Annotated in this window: 15 protein-coding genes and 2 tRNA genes; 8 read left to right on the top strand and 9 right to left on the bottom strand. The window is 61.8% G+C overall.

Going from position 1 to position 13,834, the window contains the following annotated elements:
- Positions 1 to 2: 2 nt before the first annotated feature.
- On the bottom strand, positions 3 to 1,421 hold the full coding sequence (locus tag GA566_RS04090; RefSeq protein WP_370459264.1) for a DUF2252 domain-containing protein: 1,419 nt from the start codon (positions 1,419 to 1,421) through the stop codon (positions 3 to 5).
- A 251-nt stretch (positions 1,422 to 1,672) separates the two neighbouring features.
- Here GA566_RS04090 and GA566_RS04085 point away from each other — a divergent pair, with 251 nt between their 5' ends.
- Both GA566_RS04085 and GA566_RS04080 read left to right on the top strand, forming a co-directional pair.
- A complete protein-coding gene (locus GA566_RS04085) occupies positions 1,673 to 1,963 on the top strand; it encodes a hypothetical protein (protein ID WP_137922954.1) in 291 nt (96 codons plus the stop codon).
- A gap of 47 nt (positions 1,964 to 2,010) precedes the next feature.
- Positions 2,011 to 2,274, top strand: a complete 264-nt coding sequence (locus GA566_RS04080; protein WP_137922953.1) for a hypothetical protein — start codon at positions 2,011 to 2,013, stop codon at positions 2,272 to 2,274.
- 122 nt (positions 2,275 to 2,396) lie between these two features.
- On the opposite strand, the gene GA566_RS04075 is transcribed toward GA566_RS04080, so the two are convergent.
- The 4 genes from GA566_RS04075 to GA566_RS04060 all read right to left on the bottom strand — a co-directional run bounded on the left by GA566_RS04075 (position 2,397) and on the right by GA566_RS04060 (position 3,485).
- Positions 2,397 to 2,473: transfer RNA gene (locus GA566_RS04075), tRNA-Met, on the bottom strand.
- A gap of 108 nt (positions 2,474 to 2,581) precedes the next feature.
- Positions 2,582 to 2,827, bottom strand: coding sequence for a hypothetical protein (locus GA566_RS04070; protein WP_137922952.1), 246 nt, complete (start codon positions 2,825 to 2,827; stop codon positions 2,582 to 2,584).
- Positions 2,828 to 2,992: 165 nt separating this feature from the next.
- On the bottom strand, positions 2,993 to 3,271 hold the full coding sequence (locus GA566_RS04065) for a hypothetical protein (protein WP_137922951.1): 279 nt from the start codon (positions 3,269 to 3,271) through the stop codon (positions 2,993 to 2,995).
- 137 nt (positions 3,272 to 3,408) lie between these two features.
- Positions 3,409 to 3,485, bottom strand: a tRNA-Arg gene (locus tag GA566_RS04060).
- Between the two features lie 124 nt (positions 3,486 to 3,609).
- Between GA566_RS04060 and greB the strand changes: the two genes are divergently transcribed.
- A complete protein-coding gene (greB, locus tag GA566_RS04055) occupies positions 3,610 to 4,182 on the top strand; it encodes a transcription elongation factor GreB (protein WP_160471728.1) in 573 nt (190 codons plus the stop codon).
- Positions 4,183 to 4,185: 3 nt separating this feature from the next.
- Here the strand turns inward: greB and GA566_RS04050 are convergent, their stop codons facing one another.
- The 4 genes from GA566_RS04050 to GA566_RS04035 all read right to left on the bottom strand — a co-directional run bounded on the left by GA566_RS04050 (position 4,186) and on the right by GA566_RS04035 (position 8,798).
- On the bottom strand, positions 4,186 to 6,606 hold the full coding sequence (locus GA566_RS04050) for a bifunctional (p)ppGpp synthetase/guanosine-3',5'-bis(diphosphate) 3'-pyrophosphohydrolase (protein ID WP_137922949.1): 2,421 nt from the start codon (positions 6,604 to 6,606) through the stop codon (positions 4,186 to 4,188).
- 313 nt (positions 6,607 to 6,919) lie between these two features.
- On the bottom strand, positions 6,920 to 7,123 hold the full coding sequence (rpoZ, locus tag GA566_RS04045; protein WP_006578656.1) for a DNA-directed RNA polymerase subunit omega: 204 nt from the start codon (positions 7,121 to 7,123) through the stop codon (positions 6,920 to 6,922).
- An 84-nt stretch (positions 7,124 to 7,207) separates the two neighbouring features.
- Entirely contained in the window at positions 7,208 to 7,858 is a 651-nt protein-coding gene (gene gmk, locus GA566_RS04040; RefSeq protein WP_137922948.1) for a guanylate kinase, read from the bottom strand.
- A 4-nt stretch (positions 7,859 to 7,862) separates the two neighbouring features.
- Positions 7,863 to 8,798: a YicC/YloC family endoribonuclease gene (locus GA566_RS04035; RefSeq protein ID WP_137922947.1), complete on the bottom strand. Its 936-nt coding sequence runs from the start codon at positions 8,796 to 8,798 to the stop codon at positions 7,863 to 7,865.
- A 206-nt stretch (positions 8,799 to 9,004) separates the two neighbouring features.
- Here GA566_RS04035 and GA566_RS04030 point away from each other — a divergent pair, with 206 nt between their 5' ends.
- The 5 genes from GA566_RS04030 to hemW all read left to right on the top strand — a co-directional run bounded on the left by GA566_RS04030 (position 9,005) and on the right by hemW (position 13,806).
- Complete coding sequence (locus GA566_RS04030; RefSeq protein ID WP_137922946.1) at positions 9,005 to 10,081, top strand: serine/threonine-protein kinase; 1,077 nt, start codon at positions 9,005 to 9,007, stop codon at positions 10,079 to 10,081.
- Positions 10,082 to 10,168: 87 nt separating this feature from the next.
- Positions 10,169 to 11,083, top strand: coding sequence for a PP2C family serine/threonine-protein phosphatase (locus GA566_RS04025; RefSeq protein ID WP_137922945.1), 915 nt, complete (start codon positions 10,169 to 10,171; stop codon positions 11,081 to 11,083).
- Positions 11,084 to 11,198: 115 nt separating this feature from the next.
- The gene (gene rph / locus GA566_RS04020) at positions 11,199 to 11,915 is read left to right on the top strand and encodes a ribonuclease PH (protein WP_137922944.1); all 717 of its coding nucleotides are present in this window, start codon (positions 11,199 to 11,201) and stop codon (positions 11,913 to 11,915) included.
- Between the two features lie 17 nt (positions 11,916 to 11,932).
- Entirely contained in the window at positions 11,933 to 12,547 is a 615-nt protein-coding gene (gene rdgB, locus GA566_RS04015) for an RdgB/HAM1 family non-canonical purine NTP pyrophosphatase (protein ID WP_137922943.1), read from the top strand.
- Positions 12,544 to 13,806, top strand: a complete 1,263-nt coding sequence (gene hemW / locus GA566_RS04010) for a radical SAM family heme chaperone HemW (protein ID WP_160471726.1) — start codon at positions 12,544 to 12,546, stop codon at positions 13,804 to 13,806. The genes rdgB and hemW overlap by 4 nt, the downstream gene beginning before the upstream one ends.
- Positions 13,807 to 13,834 lie beyond the last annotated feature (28 nt).

Below are 13,834 nucleotides of genomic sequence, written 5' to 3'. Positions count from 1 at the left end.
GATCAAACTCGGAAATCGGCGGCCATATCGGTATCGGTGCGCGCCTCGAGACGCCCCGAGCGGCAGGCATCGACAAAGATCTCGTAATCGCGCTCCACCTGATCAGCATAGGCATTGGCGTAGATCACCAGCGCATCGGCTATGCGGTCACTGGTACCAAGATAGCCGCTGATCTCGGCGGCGAGCCCGCCTGCCTTGGCATGCGCACGCGCCAGCACCCACCCGCACACTCGCGCGTAGAAGTTGAGCAGGTTGGTATCCATCAGCTCCAGATCGGCCGAGAACTTCATGTCGCGCAACTGGCGGATATAGAAGTGCCGGCCGAATGGGCCCTTGGACCAGCCCAGGAACAGATCGCTTGCCGCCTGCATCAGTCGCTGCCCGTCCACTACCCGGCGCCCTTCATGCGCCACTGACGGCGATTTGAAATACCGCGCGACAACGGACTTCGACGCTTCCTTGACTTGCAGGAACAACGGCTTGCCATGGGTATCGATCATCAACTGGATCAGGCACCGCGTACCGACACTGCCGACGCCCACCACCTTGAACGCCATGTCGTGCAGCTTGAAATGCGAGAGCAACTGGCGGCGATCCGGTGCCAGCGTGGCCGTGTAGTCACCGAAACACTTGTTGACGATGGCGGCGGGATCATCGACGCCGAGCCAGTCATCGTCGGGGTCGAACAAGGTTTGCTCACCGCGCACATGGAAGATGGCCGGTGGCGCATCAAGAATGCGCCACCGGTCGCCTTCACCCTCTCGTATGCCGAGCTTTGGCAATAACGCCTCGTGCGTGCGCTCGGCAGCGCGATCCATGGCGCGACGGATCCGCTTCTGAACGTCGGGGTCCGACGCATTGTCGAGCAGCCGCTCGAATGTGATGCGGTCATACCAGGTATCCAGGATACCCATCTCCGCATATTCGGCCATACGGTCGCGATAACTGGAGACGACATGACGAACCATCTCGTCCGCAGCCACTGAACCGTGCCGAAAATGCCGGGCCGCAACCACGAAGCTCGCCACCAGCCGCTTGACATCCCACTCCCAGGGGCCGGGACTTGTCTCATCGAAATCGTTGACGTCGAACAGCAGCGCACGCTCGGGTGTAGCAAATCCACCGAAGTTCGAAAGGTGGCAATCGCCGCAGATCTGGTGGATCACGCCTGAATGCCGGGTGCCGGCCAGGTCATGTGCCTGGATAATCGCGCTGCCTCGGAAGAATGTGAAGGGCGACGCAATCATTCGCCCGTATCGAAGCGGAATCAGCTTGGGCACGCGCCCCTCGCTGCTCTGCTTGAGCAACGCGACGGGGTCGCGATCGATGTTGCCGATCACTTCATGTTCGCGCCGGGGCACCATCTGCCGCAGAGCCCTGCCTCGTTCGCGCCGTTCCTGCAACTCCGCTTGAGTTTCCACAATGCCTCCACGGCTCACCGAGCCAATGACAACATTTGTGCAGCAATGTAACCACGCTAAGACAGCAGCGTCACATTGTCAATTTGCTGGCTCACACAGCATTCCAGCAACGGCTGGCGCACTTTCTGCGCCGCCGCGGCGCCCATGACATGCGATGCCACAAATATCAGACGCTTCCCTACAAAAACGTCACACCCAAGCGTGTAAGCTGTGGTCTCTGTTTCGCATTGCCAACGAGAAGAACAGCAATCATGACAAAGAGTTTTCTTGCAGCCATGCGTCAATACGTGTGGTTCAGAGGGGTGAAGCACCATGTGGTCCAGGGCGTGGAAGCGCTCGGAGATCTTCTGAAGTCGCCGTCCGTCGCCGCGCGTGCCGTTGCCGCCATCGTGTCCGAGACGGAGCATGGCGTCCAGGTATGGGTGTCCTACTTCGGCAAGCCGATGGATCCGCATACCAACTACGTACTATGGCCGCAGCGCGCGCTGAAACCGGCCCGACGACGCGTAGCCATCCCACCGCAATTGTCGCGGCGCGACTAAGCGCCGTTGCTCCCGCATCCCTGATATTCGACAGCCAAGGAGACGCCATGCCCGAGCCGCAACACGACGAAGCATTGGTCAACAATCTTCTGGAGCGCATTTCCGCGCTGTCGGTCAGCGCGTTCGATGGCGCCGACATCGACCAGGAACTCAAGCAACTGATGAAGGACGCCGCGCAACAATGTGGCAGCGGCGGCAATCTTGCCGTGCTGGCATCGCGCCTGAAGGATCGCGCCGAGGCAGCGGAACGCGAAGGTCAGCCACAGGTGCGCGATACGTTCGCACAAGCTGCATCATTGCTGAAAGCGTGACGACACTCTGTGCGCTGAAGCGGTACTGATCGAAGTTTGAGAAGGTTGGCCGAACGGCCTGGGAACTGCTGGGAAACTACTCGATGACTGCCGAGACTCTCAGGGGTTCCAGCACAAGGTACTGGTTGCGGGGGCAGGATTTGAACCTGCGACCTTCGGGTTATGAGCCCGACGAGCTGCCAGACTGCTCCACCCCGCGTCTGAGAAAAGAGATTATGCAGTAATGTGACGCCCCTGGCAAGCACTTCATGCACCAAAATGAAAAAAGCCTCAGGCATGCCTGAGGCTTCTTCAATGAGGCCGGGCGTTACGCACGGCGCCGCCGATCATTTTCCGCCTCACCTTCGAGACGCGCTACGGTCTCCGACACGTATCGATTGACATGCTCCAGCGCCTCTAGCTTTGTATCGAACGGCTGACGTGGAAATGGATTGTGTCGCGCCATCAAGACCTCACCACCGTGCCGCCGAATGATTTCGATCATGATCGCCCACTTGTCCTTGGGCATGGCAAGCACTTCATAGACGATCCTGAAGCCTTCGTATTCGGGCATCGCACCTCCTGTTTTCTGCAGCTGGCACGCACCGCGGCGCGCCTTATCTGCAGACTAGGAGTGATACCCCAAACCAAAAATGATCTCGATCAAATCGACCTTGATGACAGCCTTTTCGCGTCGATATGGACCGTTGCACGCATCGCAAGGAACTTAGTCTCTTATCTACCGAGCGTCACCCAGCAGCTTGTCGATCCACGCATAAGCCGCGGCAAACGCAGCCACCTCGGCCGCATGCCGTGTGGCAAACACATGCGCGCCGCTCGACAGAATTTCTGTATCGCCTGCATCGGCAGGATCCGCACCCTCTTGGCCCACGCGCACTTCGTAGCCCCAGGTCTGTGTATCGCCAACACTGCCGGCCACGGCATCGCGATGCGATGTCACCAGAACGTATGCATCCATGCCGCGATAGCCTTCCACGCGCCACTCTTCTTGCTGCATGTGCGTCCCCTCGATGGGTTGTCGATAAGGATTCGAGCCTTGCAACGCGGCGCCGTTCCCGACTCGATACAAAACAAATCCCGAGCGCCCAATGCAAAAAGGGCTTCCATTTCTGGAAGCCCTTCTCACGTATTGGTTGGCGCGGCTGGCAGGATTCGAACCCACGACCCCTTGGTTCGTAGCCAAGTACTCTATCCAACTGAGCTACAGCCGCAACCGAGAAAAGAGATTATATAGAAGTTTTCAGTTTTGTGAAGCCCCCTGCGCGCATTTTTTCTTCCGAGGCGGAAGGCGCGAGCAACTTCCTATAATGAGAACCCGATGAAGTGATCCGGACCATGAACAAGGCATTTGTCAAAGAGTCGTCCAACGATGACGACGATGATCTTCCCGAAGGCGCCACACCGCTGCCTGCCGGCACCAAGAACTACATCACCGCGACTGGCTATCAACGGCTGCGCGATGAGCTGATGCACCTGATCGATGTGGATCGCCCTGACGTCGTGCAGATCGTGTCGTGGGCAGCATCGAACGGCGACCGCTCCGAGAATGGCGACTATCTCTACGGCAAGAAGCGCCTGCGCGAGATCGACCGCCGCATCCGTTTCCTTACACGCAGACTGGACAAGGCCGAAGTCGTCGATCCCTCGCTGCAGGGCGACAATGACCAGATCTTCTTCGGTGCCACGGTCACTTACGCGAACCAGTTGGGCGAAGAAACGACCATCACCATCGTCGGGATGGACGAGGTCGATCTCGACAGCAATCACGTAAGCTGGATCTCACCGATCGCCAAGGCACTGATCAAGGCCCGCGAAGGGGACACGGTGCCGCTACGCACGCCGGTCGGCGTTGAACAGATCGATATCCTGGAAGTGCGCTACCCCGTGAAAGGCACGGCCGGAGGATAGCGGTCAGCCGTCGTTCCGGTCGCGGAAGATACGGATGACGTCCGGATTGCGACGCAGTGCCCGCATGACGTTCGCGAGATGCAGGCGGTTCTGCACCTGAATCACGAATTGCATATAGGTGGCCTCCTGATGACCGCCCTGCTGCTGTTCCATCGCCACGTGCGCCACGTTGGCGTCGGCAGAGGTCAGGTCCGCCGCCACGCGTGCAACGATACCCTTGACGTTGTGGACCATGATCTTGATCGACACGTCGAACGCACGCGTCGTCTTCTTGGCCCACATCACCTCGATCCAGTGCTCGGGGTCCTTGCTGTGCAGGCGCTTGGCCACCTTGCAGTCCTGTACGTGGATCTGCAGCCCTTCGCCCTTGCCCAGATAACCAACGATGGAGTCGCCAGGGATTGGACGGCAGCACGCCGAGAAGATCATCGACATGCCTTCATCGCCGGTGATCGGCACCGCCGGGGCTTCCTCGCCAGCAAACGTCTGCACGGCGGCCAGCAGCGCGCTGTCGACATCGCCGGAGAGTTCCTGCAGCAGGATTTCCATACGGCGCGCCACCACGGCAGGCACGCGCCGGCCCAGCGCCAGGTCCGCGAAGATATCTTCGCGCGCCTTGTTGCCGGTCCACTGGATCATCCGCTCCCATACCGACTGCGGCACCGCCTTGAGTTCGATACCAAGCTGGCGCGCGGACTGGTCCAACAGGCGCTCGCCAAGCTGGATAGCCTCGTCGAGCTTCGTCGTCTTCAGGAAATGGCGAATCGCCGCACGCGCCTTGCCGGTGCGCACGAAGGCCAGCCAAGCAGGATTCGGCTTCGAGTATGGCGCTGTGACCACCTCGACGATATCGCCACTCTTGAGCTCCGTGCGCAGCGGCAGCATTTCGTTGTTGATCTTGACCGCAACGCACTGGTTACCCAGGTCGCTGTGCACCGCGTACGCAAAGTCCAGCGCCGTGGCACCACGCGGCAGCGCACGGATATGGCCCTTCGGCGTGAAGACATAGACGGCATCCGGGAACAGGTCTATCTTGACGTGCTCCAGGAACTCCTGCGAATCACCAGTCTGACTCTGGATATCGAGCAGCGACTGCAGCCACTGGTGGGCCTGATGCTGGATATCGTTGGCGTGGTCGGCCTGGTGCTTGTACATCCAGTGCGCAGCCACGCCGGCCTCGGCGATCTGGTGCATCCCGCGTGTACGGATCTGGAACTCCACCGGCGTGCCGAACGGTCCCACCAGAGTCGTATGCAGCGACTGATACCCGTTGATCTTCGGAATCGCGATGTAGTCCTTGAACTTGCCAGGCATAGGCTTGTACAAGCCGTGCAGCGCGCCCATTGCCATGTAGCAGTGCATCTGCGTTTCCACGACCACGCGGAAACCATAGACATCAAGCACTTGCGAGAACGACAACTGCTTGTCGTGCATCTTGCGATAGATGCTGTACAGCGTCTTCTCGCGCCCCGAGAGTTCGGCCACGATGCCCGCCTGCGCCAGCGACGCCTGCGCGGCTTCGAGAATCCGCTTCACCACTTCGCGCCGATTGCCGCGCGCGGCCTTGACGGCTTTCTCCAGCGTGGCATAACGGAACGGCGAGCCTACCTTGAACGACAACTCCTGCAGTTCGCGGTAGATCGTGTTGAGACCCAGCCGGTGCGCGATCGGCGCATAGATCTCCATTGTTTCCAGCGCGATCCGGCGCCGCTTCTCGGGCGGCACGAAATCGAGCGTGCGCATGTTGTGCGTGCGATCAGCCAGCTTGACCAGGATCACCCGCACATCGCGCGCCATCGCCAGCAGCATCTTGCGGAAGCTCTCCGCCTGCGCCTGCTCGCGGCTCTGGAATTCGAGCTTGTCCAGCTTGGTCAGACCATCGACGAGTTCGGCGACCTTCGGACCGAATTTCTCGGCCAGTTCGCTCTTCGTGATGCCCTGATCTTCCATCACGTCATGCAGCAATGCCGCCATGATGGATTGCACATCGAGCTTCCAGTCCGCGCACAACTCCGCCACGGCAACCGGATGCGTAATGTACGGCTCGCCGCTCTGCCGGTACTGTCCGAGATGCGCCTCGTCCGAGAACTGGAACGCCTCGCGCACTAATGTCTGGTCAGCCGGCTTCAGATAGGCCAGCTTCTCCATCAGGCGCGTGATGGAGATAACCTGCTGGCGCGGCGGCACCGCCGGCTGCGAGGTCGGCCCGAAGAAGTGCCGGTATGACTGCGCCAGCACCGCGTCGATGAACAGATCACCACCCGGCGGCGCAGGCACGGTACCGGCCACGGGCTCCGCTACCAGATCATTCGCCAGTGCAGCACGCGACTTGCCCTGCTGCATCGGCGGGACAACGGCACGTTCCCCGACGACGTTGTCGCCGAGCGGATCGGGAAGATTGGGAGCACCAGTTCGGGCAGTCACAGAAGGAGATTGTCCGGAGCGCTTACGTCCTGGGACGGTAGCTGACGGTGCGGCAGTCAAGGAGGGAGAGACCGGAACGGCCTCTGGAGACGGCGTACCAGGCGCCACCGAAGTGGCGGATGCGCCGCCCAAAACAGATGAAGCCTTCGTTGCCGGCGCTCCACGCGAGTCGTCCGCGCCGGAGGTTTCCGGCGGTGCGATGGCGGGTTCGGTCGGCAATGAAGGCATGGCGGCGGCCCCTGGAATTCGGCTGGATGCGCGGCTGGATGCGTACGCACGCGAAGCAAGGATGAACCACGGGCCGCCCTGGCAATCAGGTCGGGACCTTCTTCAGCATCTCGATGCCGACCTGGCCCGACGCGATTTCGCGCAGCGCCACAACGGTGGGCTTGTCCTTGGCCTCTACCTTGGGCGTATGGCCCTGCACGAGCTGACGTGCGCGGTAAGTCGCGGCCAGCGCGAGCTCAAAGCGGTTCGGAATGTGTTTCAGACAATCTTCGACGGTAATACGCGCCATATGAAATCCACCTTGGGATGAAACCTGTTCGACAGGCCGTCATTTTACAGCACGCGGCCGAAACCTTGCCGGCCGCCCCTTGCATCAGTGAATGCCGAGCTCGATAAACAGCTCTGCATGCCGCGCCTTTTGCGACGAAAAGCGCAGACGGGTCGCGTGAACGACGTTTTGCAACTGTCGCAGCGCATCCTCGAAGACCTCGTTGATGATCACGTAGTCCGACTCCGATGCATGCGCCATTTCGCTACCCGCGGCCAGCAGGCGCCGGGTGATCACGTTCGGCTCGTCCTGGCCGCGCTTCTTCAACCGTTCCTCCAGCGCCGTCAGCGACGGCGGCAGGATGAAGATCTCCATGGCGTTGGAGAAACGCGTGTGCACCTGCTGGGCGCCCTGCCAGTCGATCTCCAGCAGCACGTCGTTGCCTTGCGCCATCTGCTGCTCGATCCATACGCGCGACGTGGCGTAGTAATTGCCGTGCACCTCGGCCCATTCCAGGAATTCACCGCGGTCACGTGCGGCGCGGAACTCGTCGACGGTCGTGAAATGGTATTCGCGGCCATTCTCCTCGCCCGGACGCGGCTTGCGCGTGGTATGCGAGATAGACAGGCGAATGGACTGATCCTGCGCCAGCAGCGCGTTGACCAGCGTAGACTTGCCGGCCCCTGACGGTGCCACCACCATGAACAGGTTGCCGGGATAGACGGTGTCGATGGCGGTGTGGGTCGTTTCGCTCATGATCTTATTCGAGGTTTTGAATCTGCTCGCGCATCTGCTCGATCAGGAGCTTGAGCTCCATCGAGGCATCGGCGAGTTCCTTGGCAGCGGCCTTTGAGCCGAGCGTGTTCGCTTCGCGGTTGAGTTCCTGCATCATGAAATCCAGCCGCTTGCCCACCTGGCCGCCCTTCTTCAGGATATGCCGCGTTTCGACGAGGTGCGCCTGCAGCCGCGACAGCTCTTCGGCGATATCGATGCGGATGCCATACACCGTGGCTTCCTGGCGGATACGCTCGCCAATCTCGTCACGGGTCATGTTCGGCATGCCGTTCGGCGCGGCCAGGTTGAAGGCTTCCTGCAGGCGCTCGGTCAGTTTTTCTTGATGATGTGCAATGAGTTGCGGAATCGTCGGCGTCAGGCGCTCGACGATGGCCAGCATGGCGTCGATGCGTTCCTCAAGCGTTGCCTTGAGTGCTGCGCCTTCACGGCGGCGGGCTTCCAGCAGTTGCTTGAGCGCCTCGCGAGCGGCACCAGTCACGGCGTCACGCAGCGCCTCCTGGGACAGCTCGGGCTCCACCAGCACGCCGGGCCAGCGCAGCAGTTCGCCCATGCGCATGGTGCCGGCGTTGGCAAAGGTGGCCGACACCGTGGATTCCAGTGCGCGGATCTGGTCCAGCAGACCCTGGTTCAATGCCAGCGTGGCGCCACCGGCATCGGTGCGCTGCAGATTGATGCGGCACTCGAGCTTGCCGCGCGAGAGTTCGCCCATGAGCATTTCGCGCAGGGCGGGTTCGAACGCGCGGCACTCTTCGGGCGCACGGAACAGCAGGTCGAGAAAACGCGAATTGACAGTGCGGAATTCCACCGAAACCGAGGCGGTGCGGCCGCTGGGCTCGCCCTGAGCGTTGGTCAGCGGTGCCTGGCCGGTAGCCAGGCCATAGCCTGTCATGCTGTGGATCATTGTCGTTTATCTCGCGAAAGAGTCGAAAAATAAGGGATCGGCTATAGACGGCGCGATGTACCCGAGCGGACGGCAGAGCGCCCACAAAATCAAGGGAAATCGGTCGTGGAAAAGCGCGGAGTTTTGGCAACACACCCCGCTACGGATTTCTTTACAAGTGACCGATTAGACCGGAGAATCCGGGAGCAAATGAGGTCCCGAATCCTATGACAGAGTCCAAGGGCGCCAATACACCCAAGAGCGCGCCGCTTCCTATCGGCACGCTGCTTGCCAACTACCGTATTGTAAAGAAGTTGGCCAGCGGGGGGTTCAGTTTCGTCTACCTTGCCACGGACGACACCGGCACTCCGGTCGCCATCAAGGAATACCTGCCGTCGTCGCTGGCGCGCCGCAGCCCCGGCGAACTGATTCCTGTCGTTCCCGATGAAAATGCCGCATCGTTCCGGCTCGGCCTGAAGTACTTCTTCGAGGAAGGCCGGTCGCTGGCTCGTATTTCGCATCCCAGCGTGGTTCGCGTGGTGAATTTCTTCCGCGAGAACTCCACGGTCTACATGGTGATGAACTACGAACTGGGCAAAACACTGCAGGAACACATTCTGCAGGCCCGGCAGCAGGGCAAGCCCAAGGTGCTGCGCGAGCGATTTATCCGCAAAGTCTTCCACGACCTCATGAGCGGGCTGCGCGAAGTGCATATCCACAAGCTTCTGCACCTCGACATCAAGCCCGGAAACATCTACCTGCGCGAGGACGAATCGCCGATCCTGCTCGATTTCGGTGCCGCACGCCAGACTCTGACCATGGAAGCCGCACGTTTCCAGCCGATGTACACGCCCGGCTTTGCCGCGCCCGAGCTCTACGGCAAGCACAGCGACCTCGGCCCCTGGACCGACATCTACAGCCTGGGTGCCACGCTGTACGCGTGCATGGCCGGCATGCCGCCCCAGGAAGCCAACCAGCGCGAAAAGGAAGACCGTATGGCGGAATCCATCGCGCGGTTGCGCAGCACCTATACGAATGGCCTCGTGGATCTGGTGGAGTGGTGCCTGCGCCTGACGCCGTCGGAGCGGCCGCAGAGCGTGTTCCGGCTGCAGAAGGAACTGCGCGACCAGAGCAATGCGCTGGGCGAGCAATCGGCTGCCGCAGCAGCGGCCGGCCCCGCAACTGTGCCCGCAGGAGAGCGCATGAACGCCACGAGCCGTTTCATGACGCTGCTGCGCCGCCGCGAGGAACGAAACGCCGACAAGCCATCGCAGACTGCGCAGGCCGACGGCTCCAGCGACTGATGCCCCCGCATGATGCGACGTTCAACACAACGCCCCACGCGCCGATGCCTGCGCAGACAAGCGCACCAAACCGATAACGAATAAAGCATGCGATTCTCCGTCTACCAGGAAAGCCGGAAAGGCGGCCGCCGGATCAACCAGGACCGCATGGGCTACTGCTTTACGCGTGACGCCCTGTTGATGGTGCTGGCCGATGGCCTGGGCGGCCACGCCTTTGGCGAGGTTGCCGCGCAGCAGGCACTGCAAACTCTGGCGCGCCAGTTCCAGGCGCAGGCGCGCCCATCGATCCGCAATCCTGCCGACTTCCTGCAGGACACGATCATGCTGGCGCACCGCGACATCCATCGCTATGCCGAGGCCAATCGCCTCTCAGATGTGCCGCGTACAACGGTGGTCTGCTGCCTGATCCAGAACGGCCAGATCCACTGGGCCCACGCCGGCGATTCGCGTTTCTACCTGATGCGCAAGGCCGCCCTCCTCACACGTACGCGGGACCACTCGAAGATAGAAAACCTGCTGCAGCAGGAGCGCGTCCTGCCCATGGAAGTGGCCAATCATCCCGAGCGCAACAAGCTCTACAACTGCCTTGGATCGCCCAACCTGCCGTTGATCGATATCGGTGGACCAGTGCGGCTGGAGCCGGGCGACGTGGCGATGCTGTGCTCCGACGGCCTGTGGGGCAGCCTGGAAGAGAGCGTGATCGTGGACAAGGTCACGCACCTGTCGGTCGTCCACGCCATTCCCGACCTGATCGAACGCGCGCTCGCCAATGCCGGCGAAGGTGCCGACAACACCACAGCGATCTCGATGATGTGGGAAGCCGACGCCACAGTGCCCGATGACGACGCCGTGCTGACGGATACGCTGCCCCTGAACACCTTCACGACATCAATCCTGGAACGCACCGGCAACGAGACCGATTTGCTCAGCGAAGAGGAAATCGAACGCTCGATTGCCGAGATTCGTGCCGCGATCGACAAGACCAGCAATCTGATGCGCTGAGCCACGGCGGAGAAACGTTCGCTTCAGTTTGCCGGGGTCGCAGCCGGCGCGACAGGCATTCGAAGCCTGTCGGCGTTAGAATCGCGGTCTTACCCGATTCCAACGAAAACTCCCCATGCGACCCAGCGGACGCGCGGCCGATGCGCTGCGACCCATCACCCTGACCCGCCACTACACGCGCCACGCCGAAGGTTCGGTGCTGTGTGCCTTTGGCGACACCAAGGTACTCTGCACGGCCAGCGTGCTGACCAAAGTGCCTCCGCACAAGAAAGGCAGCGGCGAAGGCTGGGTCACCGCCGAATACGGCATGCTGCCTCGTGCCACGCACACGCGCTCGGACCGCGAAGCCGCACGGGGCAAGCAGACCGGCCGCACGCAGGAAATCCAGCGCCTGATCGGCCGGGCCATGCGGTCGGTGTTCGATCTCGCCGCACTGGGCGAGCACACGATCCACCTCGATTGCGACGTCTTGCAGGCCGATGGCGGCACCCGCACCGCTGCCATCACGGGCGCCTTCGTGGCCGCCCACGACGCCGTTTCCACCATGCTGCGCGCCGGCTCGATTTCGACGAGCCCGATCCGCGATTTCGTCGCGGCCATCTCCGTGGGCATGGTCGACGGCGTGCCGGTGCTCGACCTCGACTACGCCGAGGACAGCAACTGCGACACAGACATGAATGTGGTCATGACTGGTAGCGGCGGTTTCGTCGAAGTCCAGGGTACGGCCGAGGGTGCGCCATTCAGCCGCGCGGACCTGGACGCCATGACGCGTCTGGCCGAGGCCGGCATTGCCGAGTTGGTGCGCCAGCAAAAGCAGGCGCTCGGACTCTGAGCGCGGGAGGAGTGACGATGCAACGCCTGGTCTTGGCTTCGAACAACGCTGGCAAGCTGCGCGAATTTAGCGCACTTTTGTCACCGCTCGGCTTTGACGTACTGCCACAGGGCGAACTCGGGATTCCCGAGGCCGAGGAGCCCTTCGGCACGTTCGTCGAGAACGCACTGACCAAGGCGCGCCACGCCAGCCGGCTGTCCGGCATGCCGGCGCTGGCCGACGATTCGGGCATCTGTGTCGATGCGCTCGATGGCGCTCCCGGCGTCTACTCGGCACGCTACGCGCAGATGGTCGGCAAGCCGAAGTCCGACGCCGCCAACAACGCGCATCTGATTTCCCAACTGGCCGGCAAGCTGAACCGTCACGCGCATTACTACTGCGTGCTGGTCATGGTGCGGCATCCCGAAGATCCGTGCCCGATCATTGCCGAGGGCACCTGGGCCGGCGAAGTCGTCGATGCCCCGCGCGGCGCGGGTGGCTTCGGCTATGACCCGCACTTCCTGCTGCCTACGCTCGGCAAAACTGCCGCCGAACTGTCTGCCGACGAGAAGAACGGCGTCAGCCATCGCGCACTGGCGCTGCAGGGCCTGGTTGCCCGCTTGCAAGCTTCGCGCGCCAGGACCAGCGCATGATTCCGATCATCCCGGCGTCGTCCCCGCCTTTGTCCCCGACCCCGCGACAGGTTTCTCCGGCGGACAACCAGCAACTCTGGCTCAAGCCGGGAAAGATCGCCCTGCCCGGCTCACCGCCGCTATCGCTCTACGTTCATATTCCGTGGTGCGTGCGCAAGTGTCCGTACTGCGATTTCAACTCGCACGCGGCACCCGGAAAGGCCGATAGCCACGACATCCCCGAGGACGCGTATCTCGACGCGCTGCGCGCCGACCTCGAGCAGTCGCTGCCCTTGGTCTGGGGACGTCCCGTGCATACGATCTTCATTGGTGGCGGCACGCCGAGCCTGTTGTCGGCGGCCGGCATGGACCGGCTGCTGTCGGATATCCGCGCGCTGTTGCCGCTGGACGCCGATGCCGAGATCACGATGGAAGCGAATCCCGGCACATTCGAGGCCGAGCGCTTTGCGAGCTACCGGGCCAGCGGGATCAACCGCCTGTCCATCGGCATTCAGAGTTTCAACGATGCCCACCTGCAGGCGCTAGGTCGCATCCACGGCGAGCGCGAAGCGCGGGCCGCCATCGACATCGCATTGCAGCACTTCGACAACGTCAATCTGGACCTGATGTATGCACTGCCGGGTCAGACGATGGACCAGTGCGTGAGCGACCTCGAAGCGGCGTTGTCGTACGGCACCACACACCTGTCGATGTATCACCTGACGCTGGAGCCGAACACGCTGTTCGCGAAGTTTCCGCCGGCACTGCCCGATGAAGACATCGCCTACGAGATGCAGGATCTCATCGAGGCCCGCACGGCAGAGGCAGGGTTCCGACATTACGAAACCTCGGCCTACGGTAAGCCACATCGCGAAGCCAGGCACAACGTGAACTACTGGCGATTCGGCGATTACCTCGGTATCGGCGCGGGCGCGCACGGCAAGCTGTCGTTCCCGCACCGTATCCTGCGCCAGATGCGCCACAAGCACCCGGCTACCTATATGGAACAGGCACTGGCGGGCAACGCCGTGCAGGAGTCGCGCGATGTGAGCGCCGACGACCTGCCGTTCGAATTCATGCTCAACGCGCTGCGCCTGACCGATGGCGTCCCGGCATCGAGTTTCCACGACTACACCGGCCTGCCCTTGCACACTATCGGCAAAACATTGGCGGCAGCGGAGAAAAAGGGATTGCTCGAAGCCGACCCGACGATGATCAAGCCCACCGACCTCGGGCGGCGCTTCCTCAATGATTTGCAGGAGATGTTCCTGAAGGATTGAACCGGCTTCGTCGGTTGGCATGCGAAAG

It is taken from the genome of Cupriavidus sp. SW-Y-13, assembly GCF_009793345.1.
Taxonomy (GTDB): Bacteria; Pseudomonadota; Gammaproteobacteria; order Burkholderiales; family Burkholderiaceae; genus Cupriavidus.
This window is presented reverse-complemented; position numbering and strand designations above follow the sequence as displayed.

Excerpts from the sequence above, each read along its gene's own strand:
- GA566_RS04085 (WP_137922954.1), top strand. The coding sequence starts at position 1,673 with ATGACAAAGAGTTTTCTTGCAGCCATGCGTCAATACGTGTGGTTCAGA.
- GA566_RS04080 (WP_137922953.1), top strand. The coding sequence starts at position 2,011 with ATGCCCGAGCCGCAACACGACGAAGCATTGGTCAACAATCTTCTGGAG.
- GA566_RS04070 (WP_137922952.1), bottom strand. The coding sequence starts at position 2,827 with ATGCCCGAATACGAAGGCTTCAGGATCGTCTATGAAGTGCTTGCCATG.
- GA566_RS04065 (WP_137922951.1), bottom strand. The coding sequence starts at position 3,271 with ATGCAGCAAGAAGAGTGGCGCGTGGAAGGCTATCGCGGCATGGATGCA.
- greB (WP_160471728.1), top strand. The coding sequence starts at position 3,610 with ATGAACAAGGCATTTGTCAAAGAGTCGTCCAACGATGACGACGATGAT.
- rpoZ (WP_006578656.1), bottom strand. The coding sequence starts at position 7,123 with ATGGCGCGTATTACCGTCGAAGATTGTCTGAAACACATTCCGAACCGC.
- gmk (WP_137922948.1), bottom strand. The coding sequence starts at position 7,858 with ATGAGCGAAACGACCCACACCGCCATCGACACCGTCTATCCCGGCAAC.
- GA566_RS04035 (WP_137922947.1), bottom strand. The coding sequence starts at position 8,798 with ATGATCCACAGCATGACAGGCTATGGCCTGGCTACCGGCCAGGCACCG.
- GA566_RS04030 (WP_137922946.1), top strand. The coding sequence starts at position 9,005 with ATGACAGAGTCCAAGGGCGCCAATACACCCAAGAGCGCGCCGCTTCCT.
- GA566_RS04025 (WP_137922945.1), top strand. The coding sequence starts at position 10,169 with ATGCGATTCTCCGTCTACCAGGAAAGCCGGAAAGGCGGCCGCCGGATC.
- rph (WP_137922944.1), top strand. The coding sequence starts at position 11,199 with ATGCGACCCAGCGGACGCGCGGCCGATGCGCTGCGACCCATCACCCTG.
- rdgB (WP_137922943.1), top strand. The coding sequence starts at position 11,933 with ATGCAACGCCTGGTCTTGGCTTCGAACAACGCTGGCAAGCTGCGCGAA.
- hemW (WP_160471726.1), top strand. The coding sequence starts at position 12,544 with ATGATTCCGATCATCCCGGCGTCGTCCCCGCCTTTGTCCCCGACCCCG.